16 protein-coding genes and 1 pseudogene are annotated in these 18723 nt (G+C 40.0%); 10 read left to right on the forward strand and 7 right to left on the reverse strand.

Annotated elements, in window-relative coordinates; genetic code table 11:
- Positions 1-26: 26 nt before the first annotated feature.
- A complete protein-coding gene (locus CWB72_RS11220) occupies positions 27-623 on the reverse strand; it encodes an OsmC family protein (RefSeq protein ID WP_138568157.1) in 597 nt (198 codons plus the stop codon).
- Positions 624-758: 135 nt separating this feature from the next.
- Between CWB72_RS11220 and CWB72_RS11225 the strand changes: the two genes are divergently transcribed.
- The gene (locus tag CWB72_RS11225; RefSeq protein ID WP_212747887.1) at positions 759-1238 is read left to right on the forward strand and encodes an Lrp/AsnC family transcriptional regulator; all 480 of its coding nucleotides are present in this window, start codon (positions 759-761) and stop codon (positions 1236-1238) included.
- 19 nt (positions 1239-1257) lie between these two features.
- Here the strand turns inward: CWB72_RS11225 and CWB72_RS11230 are convergent, their stop codons facing one another.
- Positions 1258-1623, reverse strand: coding sequence for a winged helix-turn-helix transcriptional regulator (locus CWB72_RS11230; RefSeq protein WP_138631423.1), 366 nt, complete (start codon positions 1621-1623; stop codon positions 1258-1260).
- 107 nt (positions 1624-1730) lie between these two features.
- On the opposite strand from CWB72_RS11230, the pseudogene CWB72_RS11235 reads away from it, so the two are divergent.
- Positions 1731-2312, forward strand: a pseudogene (locus tag CWB72_RS11235) (NAD(P)H-dependent oxidoreductase).
- A gap of 21 nt (positions 2313-2333) precedes the next feature.
- A complete protein-coding gene (locus CWB72_RS11240; protein WP_138631425.1) occupies positions 2334-2888 on the forward strand; it encodes a redoxin domain-containing protein in 555 nt (184 codons plus the stop codon).
- 83 nt (positions 2889-2971) lie between these two features.
- Here CWB72_RS11240 and CWB72_RS11245 read toward each other — a convergent pair whose 3' ends face one another.
- On the reverse strand, positions 2972-3586 hold the full coding sequence (locus CWB72_RS11245) for a TetR/AcrR family transcriptional regulator (RefSeq protein ID WP_138631427.1): 615 nt from the start codon (positions 3584-3586) through the stop codon (positions 2972-2974).
- Between the two features lie 170 nt (positions 3587-3756).
- Here CWB72_RS11245 and CWB72_RS11250 point away from each other — a divergent pair, with 170 nt between their 5' ends.
- The 3 genes from CWB72_RS11250 to CWB72_RS11260 all read left to right on the forward strand — a co-directional run bounded on the left by CWB72_RS11250 (position 3757) and on the right by CWB72_RS11260 (position 10329).
- Entirely contained in the window at positions 3757-4851 is a 1095-nt protein-coding gene (locus CWB72_RS11250) for an efflux RND transporter periplasmic adaptor subunit (RefSeq protein WP_252371530.1), read from the forward strand.
- Between the two features lie 2 nt (positions 4852-4853).
- A complete protein-coding gene (locus tag CWB72_RS11255; RefSeq protein WP_138631429.1) occupies positions 4854-7898 on the forward strand; it encodes an efflux RND transporter permease subunit in 3045 nt (1014 codons plus the stop codon).
- Positions 7899-8364: 466 nt separating this feature from the next.
- Positions 8365-10329 (forward strand): hypothetical protein, encoded by a 1965-nt coding sequence (locus CWB72_RS11260; RefSeq protein WP_138631431.1) that lies wholly within the window; start codon positions 8365-8367, stop codon positions 10327-10329.
- A gap of 318 nt (positions 10330-10647) precedes the next feature.
- Here CWB72_RS11260 and acuI read toward each other — a convergent pair whose 3' ends face one another.
- The gene (acuI, locus tag CWB72_RS11265) at positions 10648-11625 is read right to left on the reverse strand and encodes an acrylyl-CoA reductase (NADPH) (RefSeq protein ID WP_138631433.1); all 978 of its coding nucleotides are present in this window, start codon (positions 11623-11625) and stop codon (positions 10648-10650) included.
- Positions 11626-11962: 337 nt separating this feature from the next.
- Complete coding sequence (gene acuR / locus CWB72_RS11270; RefSeq protein ID WP_138631435.1) at positions 11963-12604, reverse strand: acrylate utilization transcriptional regulator AcuR; 642 nt, start codon at positions 12602-12604, stop codon at positions 11963-11965.
- A 119-nt stretch (positions 12605-12723) separates the two neighbouring features.
- On the opposite strand from acuR, the gene CWB72_RS11275 reads away from it, so the two are divergent.
- Positions 12724-13392 carry a DUF1826 domain-containing protein gene (locus CWB72_RS11275; RefSeq protein ID WP_138631437.1) on the forward strand — a complete coding sequence of 223 codons (669 nt, stop codon included), beginning with the start codon at positions 12724-12726 and terminating at the stop codon, positions 13390-13392.
- A gap of 145 nt (positions 13393-13537) precedes the next feature.
- Positions 13538-14959 carry an alpha-amylase family protein gene (locus CWB72_RS11280; RefSeq protein ID WP_252371531.1) on the forward strand — a complete coding sequence of 474 codons (1422 nt, stop codon included), beginning with the start codon at positions 13538-13540 and terminating at the stop codon, positions 14957-14959.
- Between the two features lie 77 nt (positions 14960-15036).
- On the opposite strand, the gene CWB72_RS11285 is transcribed toward CWB72_RS11280, so the two are convergent.
- The gene (locus CWB72_RS11285; protein WP_138631438.1) at positions 15037-15294 is read right to left on the reverse strand and encodes a hypothetical protein; all 258 of its coding nucleotides are present in this window, start codon (positions 15292-15294) and stop codon (positions 15037-15039) included.
- A gap of 260 nt (positions 15295-15554) precedes the next feature.
- Between CWB72_RS11285 and CWB72_RS11290 the strand changes: the two genes are divergently transcribed.
- A complete protein-coding gene (locus tag CWB72_RS11290; protein ID WP_138631440.1) occupies positions 15555-16328 on the forward strand; it encodes a MipA/OmpV family protein in 774 nt (257 codons plus the stop codon).
- Between the two features lie 132 nt (positions 16329-16460).
- Here CWB72_RS11290 and CWB72_RS11295 read toward each other — a convergent pair whose 3' ends face one another.
- Complete coding sequence (locus CWB72_RS11295) at positions 16461-16670, reverse strand: hypothetical protein (RefSeq protein WP_138568168.1); 210 nt, start codon at positions 16668-16670, stop codon at positions 16461-16463.
- A 416-nt stretch (positions 16671-17086) separates the two neighbouring features.
- Here CWB72_RS11295 and CWB72_RS11300 point away from each other — a divergent pair, with 416 nt between their 5' ends.
- Positions 17087-18295: a YncE family protein gene (locus CWB72_RS11300; protein ID WP_138631442.1), complete on the forward strand. Its 1209-nt coding sequence runs from the start codon at positions 17087-17089 to the stop codon at positions 18293-18295.
- Positions 18296-18723 lie beyond the last annotated feature (428 nt).

An 18723-nucleotide genomic window follows, 5' to 3' on the forward strand; every position in this document is an offset into this window, starting at 1 on the left:
TTGCTCTCTAAAACGAACTGTTTATATTATTCACCTGAACGACTAATTGCCTCTTTGCCGTTATAAACTAAGCGTGTAGACCAAGGAATTGGGTTGCGTAGTGCAAAGTGTGCCATACAGCCATTTTCAGCTTCATCCAATAGATCTTTGATTTTTTCTTCTGGCTCTGGGCTTTCAATCATCACATGGGTTTCTACCACATCACAACCACCATCAGTCATGTAACCATGTTCACGCATATGACCCAAATTAGTACGAAATACAATGCGCTGCTCAAGTTTCAAGCTATCTACCTGAATTTTTCGTGCCGTTAAAATATCGGTTAAATGCGTCATTAAACAGAAACCAATACCTGCTGAGAAAAATGCCAGTGGCGGCGGCGCAGTATCTTCACCTACAGGGGGTTGCTCGTCACAATAAAGCTTTACTGGACTGAAACCTGGGATATTGACAGACACCACACCGGTCTTACTTTGCATATTGCCAGCTTCAGCACTTAAATTCACCTCAAAACGGTAAGGCTCAGGATGACGGGCTTTAGCAAATTTTGACGGTTCATATTGTGTTGTTGCTGGCTGCTCTGCACTTAACTCACCAACATGGTAAAACTTTTGTTCAGACATAATACTCTCTCTGTGCTGTGTTTTTACTTAGTAACTTAACTAAAAATAGCTTACGCCACTTTGCCTGATGGGTGCCGTCAAAATGCTCTCATATTTAACTAGATTTGGTGTTATCCTTTATTATAAAGATAGAAAATGACGGAAAACGCCATGCTTGAGAAGCAAGACAAAAAAATCCTTTCACAACTACAGAGTAACGGCCGCATGTCTATGGTTGATTTGGCCAAAGAGGCTCATATGTCTGAATCAACTTGTTTGCGTCGCACCAAAGCGCTTGAAGAAAAAGGCGTCATTAAAGGATATAGTGCCATACTCGATGCCGAAGAAGCCGGGTTTGGGGTGTTAGCATTTGTGCAGGTGAGCATAGACCAAAAAAATGAAGCGGCATTTGATAAATTCAAACAGGCTGTGATTGAGCACCCGCTTATTTTAGAATGCTATTCGCTGTCAGGTGCCTATGACCACTTAATGAAAGTCGTTGCACAGTCAAACAAAGCGCTCTCTCGTTTTATACTCAAAGAATTAAGAAGCTTTCCTGAAATTAAAGAAGCACAGACTCTTTTTGTACTCGATCAGGTTAAACACACCACTGCTTTACCTGTTGAGCTAGATTAAAGTATTGCCTTTTTGCACGTTAGCTCAATTCAATATCGTGAGATTCTGACCACTTTCGCAACGCTTCTAAAATACTCAATGCAGAGCGCCCAAACTCTGTGAGCTCATAGGTCACGGCAACGGGGCGTTCACTGATGACTTTGCGCAACACCATGCCTTCTTGTTCTAACTCTTTGGGTCGTTGGTCAACCATTTTCTTGGTGGCGCCGCCTAACATACGTGACAAATCATTAAATCTCACAGGCTCATCTTTTAAGTGATAAATAATCGAGCCTTTCCATTTGCCACCGATTAAACGCATGCCTTTTTCTATGGCGCAGGGTTCTGTACAGGCATCTAAAACTTTTTTTCGCCCTTTACTATCTGTTTCTACTCGACTTTTCATTTTCTGACGCTCATTTTTACTAAGTTACTAAAAATATACTGATTGATTAAGATAAACAGGTTCCCAAAATACACCACAAGTTGATTGCAAACACACTGGAGCAAGACATGAGCAATATTTTAATCATCAATGGTCATCAGTATTACCCGTTCTCTTAAGGTAAATTAAACGCAACCTTAGTCGACAAAGCTGTCAGCATTTTTCAAAGCAAGGGTCACTCAACTCGCGTTGTGACGATGCAAGACAACATCGATGTCGAGAAAGAGCTTGAAAACCATCAATGGGCTGACTATGTATTCTTACAAACCCCGGTCAATTGGATGGGCGTTACTTGGTCTTTCAAAAAGTATATGGATGAAGTTTACACAGCAGGTATGGGCGGTGCACTGTGCTTAGGTGACGGTCGACATGAACAAGCACCTAAAGCCAACTATGGCAAAGGCGGCACAATGACAGGCACTAAATACATGCTTTCACTGACATTTAATGCACCTGAAGAATCATTTAACGACACTAATGACTTTTTTGAAGGTAAGTCACTTGATGACTTAATGTTCCCTATGCACATGAATTTTAAGTTTTTCGATATGCAACCTATGGCCACATTTGCCTGCTTTGATGTGATGAAAAACGCCGACATTGAGAACGATTTAAAACGCTTTGCAGCACATTTAAACGCACATTTTTAGGATTCACTCTAGGATAATAAAATGAACTCTGATTACACAACTAAACTTCTTGCTGGCACTGTTTTTCCTGACATCACAGCCACTTTACTCAGTGGTGAGCCAGTCAATCTTGCAAAGCCAAAGGCTGGTTTTGATTGGAAACTAGTACTGGTATATCGTGGTAAACATTGCCCTTTATGTACTCGTTATCTTAATCAGCTAGAGCTGTTTAAAGGTGCCCTAACCGACATTGGCGTCGATATTGTTGCCGTCTCTGGCGATAGTAAAACGCAGCTAGAGGCGCACAGTGAGCAATTAGAGGTCAGCTATGACATAAGTTATGGTTTAAGCGTTGAGCAAATGAAAACGCTTGGCTTATACATCTCTGATCCGCGCTCAGAACAAGAAACGGATCACCCATTTGCTGAACCTGGCCTGTTCGTAATAAACGCTGAAGGTCATATTCAAGTGGTCGATATTTCAAATAACCCGTTTGTTCGCCCTGAACTGCAAGCACTCGTAAATGGCTTAGCCTGGATCAGAAACCCAGACAATAACTACCCTATTCGTGGCATGCATAATACCAATCCGCAATAACACTTAATCATTTTGGGGAATTATAGAATAAGCATGTTTTATATTTTCAATGCCTTTTAGTTCAATGCTAAAAGGCATCGTGCTTACTTCACTAAATAATAACTTAAGAAGAAGTTAATGGTATCTTCAGCCAATTTAGTTATCTCTTGCTCAGTCAATGGCTCTGCCTGATGCAAAATTTGCGGCCAAAAAGCTTGGCCTTTCAATAAGCTCACCAGTTGCTCATGCGCTAAACGTGGCTCAGCCTCTTTAATCTTACCAGCCTGCATGGCTGACTTTAACCATCGGATTGACGTCGTTTCTTGTTCGAAAAACTCGCCTATATCATCGATAAATTTGTCAGGATTGAATAAGCACACTCCCATTGCAACACGAATAAGTTCATGCATTTTTTTGTCATTCATGAACTGAATTTCTTTCACCACCAGCTCGTGAAGTTGCGCCTTTACAGGGGTAGTAGCATCGTAAGTAAAGTCGTAGTTTACGAAGTTTTGGCTCCAAATATCTTTAATTATTTCAGTAACTAAAGTCTCTTTATTTTGGAAATGATTGTACACGGTACGCTTCGACACGCCTGCAGTTTCAGCCACTTTATCCATGCTGGTATCGCTCACACCATATTTTTGAAATGCTTCAACTGCGCCATTCACTATCGCTTCGCGCTTAAGTTCACTGCGTGTTTTTTTAACTTCGTTCATAACTCACTCTCAGATACCTGAATAGGTTATTTTTACACTAATTAGTTTACTTTTCAAATTTCACTAGTAAACTACACCGTACAGTTTACTTTAAATGTTTGCTAATTCAGCCTGATATTCAGCAGCAAGCAAAGAAAAATTAATTTAACTTTTTGGCGAGCCTATACAGTATGAAACTTAATGCTTTAGTTAATCTAACGACTCTCAAGGTCACAACTGCATTTATTATGACAATCGCTATGACGTCTGCCCTCACCGCTTGCGCACCTGATAATGAGCAGCAAACACAAACACCTGTTGCACAGACAGTAAAACTTGCACCTGTTATAACCAACGCAAAGCAATATACGCGTACTTTTCCAGCTGAAGTTGCGGCAGTTAAAACCATAAATTTAAGCTTTGAAGTGTCAGGTCGCCTTATCAATACCAAGCTGCAAACAGGATCAGTCGCGAATGAAGGTGAAATTTTGGCAAAAATTGACCCCACTCTTTTCAAACAAAGAGTCCAAGAAGCTCAAACACGATTGAATCAAGCCGCAAGAGATTTAAAACGTATAGAAGCAACAGCTGAAAATGGTTTGGCCTCACAAAGTCAATTAGACAATGCGAAAACTAACTTTGAATTAGCCGAAATCGCCCTCAGCAAAGCCGAGCAAGATTTGAGCTACACCGCACTTTCTGCACCATTTAATGCACAGGTGTCAGAACGTTTTGTTGAAAAAGGTAACTTTGTAAAAGCTGGTGACATCATCGCCAAGTTGCAAGATGTTTCACTGTTTTACTTCAACGTCAATGTGCCTGAGCGTCTACTTAGCAATTACCAACAAGGTAGTTTAGTAAAAACTGAAGCCCATGTTATTTCTACTCCAGAAAAAAAGTATGAACTTACTTACATAGAGCATGATACGCAGCCTGATCCTATTACACAAACTTACAAAGTGGTGTTTGCTGCACAGGTCAGCGACAACAGCTTAACTCCCGGAGCTCGTGCCATTGTTAAAGTCAGCCTCGAAGACAATGCAAAAGATGATGTGATGTTAGTGCCTTTCAACGCACTACAAGGCAGTAACGCGGATGGCTTTCATGTTTGGGTATACAACAAGGCTAATTCAACCGTGCAAAAACGAACTGTCAAGGTACTTAAAGTTGATGACAATATGGCTGCCATTACAAAAGGCTTAAATAAAGATGATTTAGTAGTTGCTGCGGGCGCACCGAAAATGCGTGAAGGCTTAGCGGTAAAACCCTATAAAGCGGAGCTATAAGCATGGATATCGCACGTTATGCCATAAAAAATCCAGTTAACATTTGGTTGCTGGTGATCGTATTTTTAGTCGGTGGTGCCGTTGCTCTTGGTAAAATTGGTCGCTTAGAAGATCCCGCTTTTACCATTAAACAAGTGCAAGTAGTCACGCAATTTCCCGGTGCCAGTGCCGAGAAAGTAGAGCGAGAGATCACAGAACCTTTAGAAATTGCATTACAGCAAATGCCACAACTAAAGCGGTTAACCTCAATTTCGAAACCGGGCATTTCTGAGATTTCAGTCGAAGTACAATCACACTTTGACTCTGATGTACTCCCCCAAATATGGGATGAGCTCAGAAAACGCCTATCAGACGCAGCTAAAAGATTACCCACGGGCAGCCAAACTCCCAACATATATGACGACTTTGGTGATGTATACGGCATGTATTACGCACTCAGTGCCCCTGACTTTTCATTGCACGAGTTACGTGAATTTGCCCGAGTTATTCGCCGTGAACTGTTGGTGACTGAAGGCGTTGCAAAAGTGCAAGTGAGCGGTGTTCAGCAAGAGCAATTAGTGGCTTATATCAATCCCTATCAATTATCTGGTTTAGGGATCTCTTTTCCTGATCTAACCAGATTATTACAAGAAAACCTGCTGCCATTTAACGGCGGGCGTGTTGAAGTGGAAGGTCGTCAGCTTCGTTTAGTTGTTGAAAATCCAGTTGATCACATTGAAGAAATTTATAACCTCACCCTAGTGGTGCCAGGGACCAATCAGTCAATAAAAGTTCGTGATATTGCCAAGCTTGAATTTGAGCCTGTCGACATTCAACCTGTGCTCATTCGATATCAAGGTCATGATGCTATTACACTAGCTGTTTCGGCAATTAATGATGTAAACATTGTTGAAGTGGGACAACGTGTTAACGATAAGACCAATGAATTACTGACAAAATTACCTGCAGGGATCACCCTCACGCCTATTTATGATCAAGCAGCTATTGTCGATGAATCCGTGCAAGGCTTTATTAATAACTTAGTGCTTTCAGTTGTGGTTGTAACATTAACCTTGATGCTATTTATGGGCTGGCGCTCAGGCGTGGTGGTTGGTTCTGTGCTTTTAGTAACAGTAATGGGCACAGTATTAATCATGTGGTTAATGGGATTACAGTTAGAGCGTATCTCGTTAGGCGCGATGGTTATTGCGATGGGTATGCTGGTCGACAATGCCATCGTGGTTGCCGAAGGAATGATGCTACGCATGAAGCAAGGTAAAAAAGCCGTTGAAGCTGCAAGCTTTATTGTAAAAAGAACACAATGGCCATTGCTGGGCGCGACAATTATAGGGATCGCAGCATTTTCTGGTATTGGTTTATCTGACGATGCAACTGGTGAATTTCTGTATTCTTTATTCGCAGTTGTTTTAGTGTCTTTAATGCTGAGCTGGGTACTCGCTATCACAGTCGTGCCACTGTTTGGTAAGTACTTTTATAAGGTTGAACAAGACCATGCTAATCAACAACCGCATAGTGCATTTTATCGTGGCTATGAAAAAGTTCTTCGTGGTGCGCTTAAGTTCCGCTGGTTCACCGTAGCAAGCTTATTCGTAATCACAGCCGTGGCTTACGGCAGTTTTGGCTTAGTCAAACAAGGTTTCTTTCCGCCATCAAATGCCCCGTTGTTCTTTGTGCATTATTGGGGGCCGCAAGGCCAAGATATTCGCCAAACCACCAAAAAAGTGGCAGAAACAGAAGCACTTATTTTAGAACACGAAGAAGTCGAGTCTGTCACGAGTTTTGTTGGTCGAGGGGCTGATAGATTCACTCTAACTTATGCGCCACAGCAACCAAATGAGAGCTACGGCTATTTCTTGGTACGTACACACAATCGCGATGAAATAGATGGCATGATCCAAAAGCTCAATAACACCATGCCTGCGCTCGATTTAAACGCCGATTTTTATACTGAGCGAATGCAATTTGGCCCTGGTGGCAGTGCAAAACTGGCGGTTAGATTTTCAGGCCCTGATACTGAGATTTTGCGCCATTTAGCCGAGCAAGCTGAACAACTGATGATAGAAGATGGTCAGATAAGAGATATTCGTCACAACTGGCGTGAAAAAGGCCTTGTGCTAAATGCACATTATGACTCTGTCAGCGCAGGTATTGCAGCAGTATCTCGTAACGATTTCGCGCAAGCCATTCAATATGCATCAAATGGTCTTGAAATAGGTAAATTACAAAATGGTGATTACAGCTACTCAATCAAAGCCAAAGTTGCAGGAGTCGAACAAAACGATGTAGAAGCCATTGAAAACAGCCAAGTGTGGAGTTCATCACAGCGTACCTATATTCCATTTAAACAAGTTTCAAAAGGGGTTGAATTAGAAAATGAAGAAACTCTAATTCATCGCCGAGATCGTGTAAGAACCATTACTATTTCAGCAGAACCAGGCTTCGACGAAACCGCAGGTAAAGCATTCGCACGTATTAAGCCACAAATAGAAGCCCTTCCTCTTCCTGACGGATATAAAATTGAATGGGGTGGCGAGTATGAATCATCAAGAGATGCGCAAGAAGCCCTAGGCACAGGTCTACCTGCAGGTTTTTTAGTGATGTTACTCGTGTCTATTTTGCTATTTGGTCGCGTGCGTCAGCCTCTGATTATCTGGCTTGTCGTGCCAATGGCCGCAGTGGGTGTTGTAACAGGCCTACTCGTCACTGATATGCCGTTTGGCTTTATGTCACTGCTAGGATTTTTAAGTCTATTTGGTATGTTAATCAAAAACGCCATTGTCTTACTTGAAGAAATTGACCTGCAAATTGCCGAAGGAAGCGAACCTAGAGAAGCGATTGTTTTAGCAAGTAGCTCGCGTTTACGCCCTGTGGCACTGGCTGCTATCACCACCATTTTAGGTATGGCCCCACTATTGAGCGATGCGTTCTTTGCGGATATGTCAGTGACCATTATGGGCGGTTTAGCATTTGCAACCATCTTAACCTTGATTGCAGTGCCTGTGTTTTACAGTCTGTTTTATCGATTAAGTTATCGTAGACTAGTATAAAAAATCTTTTCCCATATTTTTTATGGGTTAGCATAAAACCCGCTAACCCATTTTCCTCGTTTATATTTCTATTATTTATTCCAAAAACAAGCAGCTGGTAACTGCTTAGAAATACTCAACAAACAGTATTAAGCTTAAATAGTTACTCAGATACTTTTTTCTTTGCTTAGGATGCGAGGTATTTGAGTATGTAAATTATTCAAATCTAATCTATGCTAAAGAGTGAATTTGTACTTATAGATATTTCTTATAATACATTCGACCACATAACAATTTGGATCATCAAAATCTCAAATACAGTGTTGTAATATACGACTCCAGCAAAATTTGAGTTTTCGTTGACCCCTCACACGTGTGAGATTGCAAGTTAATATTGTGAATTCTTCGCCTAAACTCAAGGAACGATCGTTATGTTAGCCGCACCAACTTAATATAAGTTGGTACATTACCAGAACGAGAAGTTCAAATGACAATGCGTAAAGAAAAATATAAAAAGTTTTTAGAACCACATCGTACAATTTTGTTAGGCGTGCTGCTTTCTATTGTTACTGTCACTAGCTATTTTCAGTTTTTTAGTTATTTTGATGCTGTTACCTATTTCCAGCTTTCGAAACACTCGAGTCAGCCTGTCCCGAAAAGAATTGACGAAATTGTTTTAATTCAGAGTAACGCTTTGTACCGTGAACACGAGAAAATCGCATCAACTTTAGTTTCATATAATGTTAAGTACGTCATTTTTCTTTATGATGCTGAGCTTCCCCGCTCCCAAAATATTTCTCATATCTACTACCCAAATCAGTCAGAGACTCACTGTTTAATGCCTCCGAGCAGTTGGCACGGTTACCTTGTACGCTATGAACCCAATAAGGCAGATTGTGACTCGCTTTGGAAGATACTGTACCCTGATCACCAGAGTAGTAATAAATTAGTCAACTATCGGCATTTAGAAGGCGCCTTTCCTCAGTATAATGCTGAACAACTTTTAGCCCGTGATTTATATTTAACACAGCTTGAACATAAAATAGTCGTTGTTGCCCAACGCCCTAATATGATCAACACTGAGTACACTGTACCTAGCACCCAACCCACCCTCGATCCAGCCAAGTTGTATCTTTACTTGGCATTTAACTTCGAGAACAATATCTTTGACCAACAAATTAGCCTAGTCGCTTATATTATTTCTACGGCTACGATTGTTATTCTATTAGTTATATTTTATCAAAGAGCTAGTATTCTTAAGGGATTTTTCATAGCTGTTTCAGCCACTTTATTAAGTACTTTAATTGTATGGCTAGCATTGACCCAATTGCATTTCTGGCTGCCACTGGGTAACTGGATATTTTTTATTTGGTTGAGTTATTTATTTTTCTACACAACCGAGAGTATTAGAGATAAATCTCAATTATTAGAAACGATACAGGTGATCCGTGAACGTATGATGGGTCACTTTCTCCTAAAGTCCTTCACTCAGGAAGACAATCCTTGGGACTCGATTTTAACCCTTGTTCAACAACAACTTGACCTTAAAAGAAGTATCTTTCTAGATCGAGTCGAGAATGCATCTAAGGTCAAAGAGATAAGAGCTTTGGGATGCTCTTTAGAGGATATTGTCGAGCTTAGACGCAATTACGAACGAGAACCCTATGCCTGTGCAATTAAAGCATTAGGTACGGTCGCATTCGACAGCCCTTTCTTTAAATCATTGGCTAAAAAAGAAAAACAATATCTTGTACCACTCATCTACGCCGGAGATGTTCGGGGTTTTTGGGCTATGACACTAGAATCAGATGACAATTTTGATGAAACTGAATTCATCAAAAATGTAAATGCTTTTGCTGCTCAAATTGGAGAACTATTATTTCATCATCATGTTTTTAGGCTGCAACAAGAGTTAAAACAAAATGTCTTGATACGCACATTTCAACTGCGTTTTGGAAGCACTTTAGGTACTGATGCCAAGTTTGCCTTCAACGAGGTAGAGCAAAAGCTAAGCTTACTGGAACATGCTTTTAGTCATTTAATGAATGCCACAGTGATATTCAATTTATTTGGGCAAGTTGTACAGACTAATCAGGCAATGGAAAAATTAGCTCAACGCTTTGATTTAATGTTATTTGACATAAGCGCACTAGATTTACTCAGCCATTTTGTACCTTTTGAAAGCGATAAGTTAAAAAGTAACTTGAGATTTATTACCTTATTCAAAGATGTCCAGTTTTATCCAGTGCAAAGGAATGAATTTACTTTTATATTAAAAGTCAGTGCCCTAGAAGCCACTTCCACATCATCATCAGGTACACCTATCGAGAATGCAGGGATTATTTTTGAGTTTTTCGATCTGACAGAAATATTCTTGAAACTTGACAATTCCGATAAGTTACTAGCACTACTCATTGAATACTTAAAAACACAAAACCCAGCAGATGTTTAAACATTAGACTGCCCTCAATCCACTTTTTCAACGTAAACATGGATTGGGGGGCTCATTCCATTTATTAGGAGAAATTTCATTTGTTGCAGTAGTGTATTCAAATGCCATCTTTATCAGCCCAGCTCTATAATTTAATGATATGCCTTTATCATGGAGCAAAAGGTAAGCACATGACAACGCATATAAAATCAAATAAATAACCTATAAGAACAGTGCTTTTACTTGTTACTATGAGCTTTCAAAACAGCGCAGATATTATTTTGCTCGCATTTAAATAGCAATATGATGACCTTGCTAGCAAATAAAAATCTAAAGACTCTATAGCGTCACCACGACACGCCCTCTCACTTTGCCTTCTAATAGTTTCGAAGCGGTTTCAACGACTTCGTTTAAACCAATATCAGTCGAGACAGCATCAAACATGTCTGGTTCAATGGTATCGCCTAAACGTGACCAAGCTTCAATTCTGTCTTCAAGTGAGCGCATAACACTGTCGATACCTGCAAGCGTCACACCCCTTAAAATGAAAGGCGCCACAGTTGCAGGAAATTCCATGCTTTGCGCCAAACCACATGCAGCCACAACGCCACCATATTTAATACCTGCACATACATTGGCTAAAGTATGACCTCCCACAGAGTCAATTGCCGCAGCCCATCGCTCTTTACCAAGTGGCCTACCCGGCTCAGATAACGTATTGCGATCAATCACGTCACTTGCGCCTAATTTGGTCAAGTAATCAGACTCTTCCAAGCGACCTGTTGAAGCAATTACTCTGTAGCCCAACTTAGCCAATATGGCGATAGCAAAACTGCCAACACCACCATTTGCTCCTGTAACAAGAATATCGCCTTTTTCAGGCGTAATGCCCTGCTTTTCAAGTGCCAAAACACATAACATAGCAGTGTAACCCGCTGTGCCAATTGCCATAGCTTGTTTCGCAGATAAAGATTCAGGCAAAGGGATCAACCACTCACTTTTTAGTCTAGCTTTTTCAGCTAACCCACCGCAGTGTGCTTCACCAACACCAAAGCCATTTAATAATACTTTGTCACCGATTTTGAATTTATCAGAATCAGATTGCTCAACCTCGCCAACTAAATCGATACCAGGGATCATCGGAAAAGTACGAACGACGCGCGCTTTACCTGTGATTGCCAATGCATCTTTGTAGTTCAACGTACTGTGAGACACGCTTACAGTGACATCTCCTTCAGGTAAAACCTTGTCATCAATATCAGTAACTGACGCCTGATAACCGTGTTCATCTTTATTGATCAAGATACCTTTAAACATCGTTCGCTCCTAATTTAGACCAGTCGTCTATAAGGGCCTGTGATCCTTTTCCGTCCGAGTTTTGCTCTCTCTGAGCGAGCTTTGAACGCGACGCTCGGTTTGATGCTTAGCGAGCTAAGTACAAATCGAGCAACAATGTGCAAAGTTTGCTCAGAAGAGCCCTTTGGGCAGTGTTTGACTGGCATTTCTACTGCGTTATCGCAAGACTCACATGGAATAACCATGCTACGCTTGCTCCGCCTTGTATAAAAACCAGTCAAACTTCTGCAAAAACGAACTTAAAAGGTTAACAGGCCCTCAGTTAAAAAATTTTTCTTAAACTTACTTAACCTACTTATTAATGAGAGGACAATAAAATCCCCATTACAAAACACTTAAAATAATTATCGAGTGGTTTAACCGAAGCCTCTAAACGAGCACGGCTGACAGCGCCTTCCCAGCCAATCCAAAAATACTCAGCAAGCAGCGCGCAATCTGCGTTTTGTGCAATTTGACCTTGTTTTTTGGCCTCTTCTAAACATACCGCGACTTCACATTGCCAAGTTTCAAATATTGCCACCAACTCTTTTCTGAAACTGATGGGTAATAAATCTACCTCTTGCCCCAAATTACCGACCAAGCAACCGCGTTTAAAACTATGCTTTTGCATACCTGACTTGGCATCTTCGACAAAATTACTCAGTCTTGACAGAGGCGCTTCATCACTTTGCGCTAAATGCCTGTTTAGCTTTTTCAAAAAATACGCTGCATAACTTTCAAGTACGGCCAAACCAAAGGCCTCTTTGCTACTGAAATAATGATAAAATGAGCCCTTTGGTACACCCACTCTCTTTAATATTTGTTCAATTCCTGAAGCGGCAAAGCCTGATTCTGTTAACTGCTCAAGTCCAGCTCGAATTAGCTCGGCTCTTGTATCTTGATTTTCACGCGCCACTTTGGGTGGGCGACCTCGTCGAGGTTTTGCTGTTTTTTCGATCATGAAACGATATTAGACCGGTTGTCTAATAAAAGCAATTCTCATTTTTTAACTATCAAAACTTTAAATGAGAATTATTTAATGTTAGTTTTGTTATATTGTATCAATCAAATAAAATTAACATGAGTCATAACACTGCGGCCCCACTTGAATACTCTGAACTAAACCAAACAGCTAGTTGCCAAATAAGCGCCTCTGCGGATGTTTTAAGCAATATTTACAATAAGGAAGTCACACTGACTTGCTTCTCAAAGAAATCTAGTTGGGCTATATCACATGCAGCACAGTTATTTGCCAAGCAAAACCTAGGTACTGTGATCCAATATCAGGGTGAGATAAATAAAGACTTATTTGAAGAGATTCTATTTAAGCTTGAGGGCAGTACGCATTCATCGTTATTAGCACAACATATTGAACTCATGCTAGAAATGTTTGAAGTGTTGTTTGAGCCTAAAGAAATCGGGTTAAGACTGATTGCTTGTGATACCTCTTTAAGCCCTCATTTCCATCAACCGCAAAACCTTGTAAGAATGGCTTCTACATTAGGTGGCCTTGGTGAGAGGTGGATTGCTCCCGATGAAGTGAAGTTTTTGCCATTAGCGCCAAACCAATTAAAGCCCGAAATTAAAGCGCCTTTACCTCATCATATTTCTCAATTACAAGATGGTGACATTGCTCTTATGAAAGGCGCTCAATGGGTTGATCATGAAAAAAGTGCAATTACTTGTGCCTCCCCAACATTTAGTAAAAACGAGTCAAAACTTTGTATATACATTGATTTTATTGAATAAAATCTATTCAAACTATTTTGTAATTTTGATTATTGAGAAAAGACTTTTAATGAATACGTATGCATAACATTTCATTAACCTAGTTTATGTGTGAGTTTTATGTTTCCTATTTCAACAGGCAAGGAATGCGATAAAAGGTGAACACATGACAACATATATGAAATCAAATAAACAACTTAAAATTGCAGCGCTTTTACTTGGTGCTGTGAGCTTCCAAAGCAGCGCAGATGTTATTTTACATGCATTTAACTGGCGCTATGATGACGTTGCGAGCAAGGCTCAAGAAATTGCAGACCTAGGGTATAAGAAAGTTCTCGTCTCTCCTGCTTATAAATCGACTGGAGATGCATGGTGGTCTCGTTATCAGCCACAAGATCTACGTGTCATAGATAACCCTTTGGGTGATACCAATGATTTTATAGCCATGGTGCAAGCGCTTAAAGCACAAGGTGTAGAGACTTATGCCGACATTGTTTTTAATCATATGGCAAACGAGCAATGGAAACGCGCTGATCTTAACTATCCAGGAAGCGAAGTTTTAGCCGATTACGCTGCTGATATAAACTATTACAACGACATTACGTTATTTGGTGATGTTAAAGATGGCTTATTCGGCGCGGGTGATTTTCACGGTACATACGACCAAGGTGGTCCAAAATGTATCAGTAATTACAATGACGTTGGCGATGTACAATACAACCGACTGTGTGGTGCTGCCCCCGATCCCGGCCTACCCGATTTAGACCCTAACAATTGGGTTATCACTCAACAAAAAGCGTATTTAAATGCGTTAAAAAAAATTGGCGTAACGGGCTTTAGAGTTGATGCCGCAAAACACATGACCAACTACCATATTAATGCAGTGTTCGATACCGACATTAAAAAAGATACGCATGTGTTTGGTGAAATTATAACGACAGGTGGTTCAGGTAGCGGTGATTACGATAACTTTTTAGTGCCTTATTTGGCACAAACAGGCCACTCAGCTTATGACTTTCCACTGTTTGCACAGATCAGAGGCGCATTCAGCTTTGGCGGTTCGATGAGTCAGCTAGTTGACCCTGCAGCCTATGGTCAAGCATTAGCAGGTAACAAAGCTATCACTTTTAGCGTTACTCATGATATTCCTCTGAATGACGGCTTTAGATATCAAATTATGGATGCCACCGACGAAAAACTTGCGAACGCATTTGTTTTAGGCAGAGATGGTGGTGTACCACTAGTGTATTCGGATAATAACGAAAGTGGTGATAACCGTTGGAATGATCTTTACCGCCGTGAAGACGTGAAAGGTATGCTTAAATTTCACAATGCCACCCATGGCAGCAGTATGCAGGTGCTAAACCACAATAGCTGTATTTTGTTATTCAAACGTGAGCACAAAGGCGTGGTTGGTATCAATAAGTGTGGCACTGGCCAAGATATCTGGGTAGATACGCAAGCTGATAATTTATGGTGGCACCGCAACTACCGAGATACATTAAGCAACGATGTGCAAAATGTCTCGAGTCGGTGGCACAAGTTTTACCTGCCAGCAAGAACAGCAAGAATGTGGTTGATGGAATAGCCCTCAAACGAAATTGCTTTCTGATTAACTCCCTAGAAGTAACCTAAGGTCGCATTTATGCGGCCTTCTTTACGCCTTTATTTTAAAAGATCAAACAATATATCGAGACCATTAATTCTATCTGCGGTATCTAGAACTCGAATGTCTTTCGCATCTCTGAAATTATGTAAGAAACCTTTTAACTCACCTTGCTTAAACCAAGCACCAAAGCAGCTATGACAGTAACTAAAATGACAATTTTCGAAAAAATGACGATGCAATTGACCACAGCCAGATGGGCAAGTTAATTCTTTCGTTTCTTTCACTTGGCTTTGAACTTGCCCGACAAATGCCATGTAATCGAACTCTTTGACGGTGCCGATTGCTTTTAGAAATTTCGCTGGTAACCAAGCTCCATGACATTCTGAGCAGCCATAACCTGTGTGAATTTACATTACATTGGTAACACTGCATACGTTACTTCCTTATAAACTTTCGGAAAACCAATCTGATAATACATAAAACCTAAAAAGGTACAAACATAAAAAATGTCATAACACTGATCTAAAATGATTTTTCATCCATACTGATAGTCTGACAACAAAAGGACCTCAAAATGTTCAGAATTTTAAAAGCCTTAGCCCTTGCTTCATTACCCGTAATTTTTTCTTCAAATGTCTCTGCTGATGAACGAGGTGATGTACGTGCTCAGCTTGAACCAAAAGGTTACTTGTATGGCATTGGTCTTGGCTTAAGCCAAGAAATTTATAAAGGTTATGGTAATCGAGTAACACCCTTGCCTATTTTAGGCTATCGCGGTGACAAATTATCGGTATATGGCCCTTTTGTAAGTTACGAACTTTTAGAGTTAGGTGATATAGAATTCGAAGTGCAAGCTTCTCCTCGCTTTCAAGGCTTTGACGAATCAGACAGTGATGTCTTTATCGGCATGGAAGAAAGAGACTTTTCAATGGATTTAGGCGCAAATTTTAAATATGAACGAGATAACTGGAAATTAAGCATTGGCTTTTTACACGATATCTTCAATAAATCTGACGGCTATGAAGTAAAAGCCAAAATTGGAAAAGCGTATCGATTTGGTCCTGTCTTCTTTGAACCAAATTTATCAATAAACCATTTAGATAAAAATCATGTCGATTATTACTATGGTGTAAGAGACTTCGAAGTCACTCAAAACAGAGCTCTTTATAAAGGTGATAGTGCGATAAACCAATCAATCGGCCTTTCAGTGTCGACCCCAATATTCTTTGGCGGTTTCACGCAGCTAGCCATTGATTACACCATGTATGACAGTAGTATCACTGACAGCCCCTTAGTTGATCGCGATAATAATTTAAGTATGAGATTGTTATTTAGTAAGTTTTTCTAAAATTTCCTAACTATTTTGCTGGAAGCGCACTGCAAGCTAAAACAAAGAGATAACAAAGTAAGCCATGCGTCTCAAAGGAAACGTCCTTGACGTGGAAAAAGTGAAAGAAAATGATTAATAACCAACTTAACTTTAAAAGTTTGTATAAGCATCTCCAACAGTAAAATGACCACTTTCCAACCGCTTTACTAATTGCTGCGCTTCAAGCTCATTAAGCACCTGGTATAAGCCATCTCCATAGGTGCTAATGCTATCGTCAGACAGCAAATCTACCGGCTCAGGAAAGTGTTGGCTAACATCACTTAATACCATGCGTACCATTAATTTCTCTACTCTACCCATATAGTTACCCTCGTTTAAACAGATACTGTGTTTAAAGTAAAAACCATTTACTAGCTGAAGGACTAAAAAACACATAGTTCCGAACTATGTCAAATTAGCTAAGAACGTCGTAAAAAGAAAGAAAAATTAATCAGCTTTTTACAACAAACTAGAACAAAAACTATTATATTTATAACCACACTTATGATTGTATTAGTAAAGTGGAAATATTAGATAATATCTAAATTAAGTAGAGCAGCGCCGAGTTTATGAACAAATTTCCACTCTTAAACTGCTTATTGCATTGCAATATGCAAACTCACAATTAAAAATTGATGTGCAAATATCATAAGTCACTGTTAATCAATGAAACTGGCTCAAGGTTAATTTAGGCTTAATTTTGCTGTATGTTTATTGAATTAATCAGAGTAATTATTATGACATCAAAACCTTCGTTCAATACCAATAAACTAGTCGCTTCAGTTTTTACCCTATATTCATCTCACGTAGGTGCAAATGACGCATGCCTAGAGGGGTTATTTGCGGTTGATAGATATGCAGAACAAGGAAATAACTCTCTGTACCATATAGATTTAGTAAATAAATCCTATAGCAAAATGCCAGGCGCTTCACTTCCTGTTAGTAATCTTGCTGAAACGAATGATCAATTGATTATGATGCAGCGTTTGGACAAAGATACAAATGCGTCAAAAATCTATCAGTATGACTTATCTTCTGGCACGGCGACTGAAATCGCAGACACAACAAGTTATCCAATAAAACGCTCTGCTGTATCACCAGATGGCAGTTTTTTGCTCGCCACCAGTCAAACTTATATGTACCAATTTGACTTAGAAACGGGCGATAAAACTGTACTGGGGAAAATGCAAACAAACGATGCGGGTTGGGATGATTTCGCCCATGGCGACATTACTTATTCAATTGATGGTAATAACGTCTATGTTCTAAATGCCAAGTCACTTTACATCCTTGATGAAAGCAACATGAAACTAGATAAAATTGGTGAACATAACTTAAATTGGCCATCAGGCATTGCGACAGCAAACGATGGTCAATTATACGTTTCTGCAAGAAATAGTGGCGAAAACGCCAAAATCTACAAAATAGACCCACAAACTGCTGAATCTGAATTTGTTATGGAAGGGCCTAGACACATTGCTGATCTGACTTATGTATCACAATGCGGTAACCCTCTTCTTGCTATTGCCGATAAGTTTCAACAAGAAGTGTATGCTGCTAAAGCATTTTGGGAAGAAGAAAATATTGGCGGCGCGGCTGCAAACGTCCCCTCATTTAAGGACAGCTCTTTTAACTTTAACGAAAGTGGCTATTTAGTTGAGAGTAAAGACAGGCTAAACAAACACAACAAAAATACCAACAAGCCGAATTCAAACCGCTGTGCCAGACTTTGGAATAACTTACTTGATCATAAATATATCCTGAACCGCTCTGGAGCAGGCCGCAAGAAGTCTAATGGTGATACTAAGTGGTACTACTCAACTGCTGATGGCGCATTTAAAGTTTTAAGAGCCAGTAAAGGGGTGTGCACTTTCACTTTGAATGAAACACAGAATGTGAAATTAAAATATGATTCTAATACAGGTCTCGTGAGTATCGATAATTGAAGTAAGCGAAAGTTGTTTGTAATTTAAAGTCTCCTGCCTGTAAATTACGAATATGCAGTAAGAAGAATCAAGCGCTCTTGAACTGCTTTATCAGCTTGTTTTCTCTTGAGGCGCAAATTCTACGAATAACAATAAAACCGTTGCATTGCTGCCCAGAGGGGCCTTTACTGACTATCTACAACTACCATATGGAGGAATGAAACCGCAGATTAGCTTCGCTGTTACCTTATAAAATTCTAATGACAGCGAACGCAGTGAATACGCTTCTTTTTCACAAGTTGAGATAGACCAGTTTAGCTGGAGTTAAGGTCGTCAAGATTAAGCACGGTGAAGGTTGCTCATTTCACCTTGCGCTAATTCGTCTTTTTATCACAGTGCATCACCTCATCACTGTGCAGGACGATTTAGCACCATAAACGCAAAAAACC

Source organism: Pseudoalteromonas phenolica, from assembly GCF_005886345.1.
Taxonomy (GTDB): Bacteria; Pseudomonadota; Gammaproteobacteria; order Enterobacterales; family Alteromonadaceae; genus Pseudoalteromonas; species Pseudoalteromonas phenolica_A.

What these genes read in the sequence shown, in the direction of transcription:
- CWB72_RS11220 (WP_138568157.1), bottom strand. Translation starts at nt 623, where the DNA reads ATGTCTGAACAAAAGTTTTACCATGTTGGTGAGTTAAGTGCAGAGCAG.
- CWB72_RS11225 (WP_212747887.1), top strand. Translation starts at nt 759, where the DNA reads ATGACGGAAAACGCCATGCTTGAGAAGCAAGACAAAAAAATCCTTTCA.
- CWB72_RS11230 (WP_138631423.1), bottom strand. Translation starts at nt 1,623, where the DNA reads ATGAAAAGTCGAGTAGAAACAGATAGTAAAGGGCGAAAAAAAGTTTTA.
- CWB72_RS11240 (WP_138631425.1), top strand. Translation starts at nt 2,334, where the DNA reads ATGAACTCTGATTACACAACTAAACTTCTTGCTGGCACTGTTTTTCCT.
- CWB72_RS11245 (WP_138631427.1), bottom strand. Translation starts at nt 3,586, where the DNA reads ATGAACGAAGTTAAAAAAACACGCAGTGAACTTAAGCGCGAAGCGATA.
- CWB72_RS11250 (WP_252371530.1), top strand. Translation starts at nt 3,757, where the DNA reads ATGAAACTTAATGCTTTAGTTAATCTAACGACTCTCAAGGTCACAACT.
- CWB72_RS11255 (WP_138631429.1), top strand. Translation starts at nt 4,854, where the DNA reads ATGGATATCGCACGTTATGCCATAAAAAATCCAGTTAACATTTGGTTG.
- CWB72_RS11260 (WP_138631431.1), top strand. Translation starts at nt 8,365, where the DNA reads ATGACAATGCGTAAAGAAAAATATAAAAAGTTTTTAGAACCACATCGT.
- acuI (WP_138631433.1), bottom strand. Translation starts at nt 11,625, where the DNA reads ATGTTTAAAGGTATCTTGATCAATAAAGATGAACACGGTTATCAGGCG.
- acuR (WP_138631435.1), bottom strand. Translation starts at nt 12,604, where the DNA reads ATGATCGAAAAAACAGCAAAACCTCGACGAGGTCGCCCACCCAAAGTG.
- CWB72_RS11275 (WP_138631437.1), top strand. Translation starts at nt 12,724, where the DNA reads ATGAGTCATAACACTGCGGCCCCACTTGAATACTCTGAACTAAACCAA.
- CWB72_RS11280 (WP_252371531.1), top strand. Translation starts at nt 13,538, where the DNA reads ATGACAACATATATGAAATCAAATAAACAACTTAAAATTGCAGCGCTT.
- CWB72_RS11285 (WP_138631438.1), bottom strand. Translation starts at nt 15,294, where the DNA reads ATGGCATTTGTCGGGCAAGTTCAAAGCCAAGTGAAAGAAACGAAAGAA.
- CWB72_RS11290 (WP_138631440.1), top strand. Translation starts at nt 15,555, where the DNA reads ATGTTCAGAATTTTAAAAGCCTTAGCCCTTGCTTCATTACCCGTAATT.
- CWB72_RS11295 (WP_138568168.1), bottom strand. Translation starts at nt 16,670, where the DNA reads ATGGGTAGAGTAGAGAAATTAATGGTACGCATGGTATTAAGTGATGTT.
- CWB72_RS11300 (WP_138631442.1), top strand. Translation starts at nt 17,087, where the DNA reads ATGACATCAAAACCTTCGTTCAATACCAATAAACTAGTCGCTTCAGTT.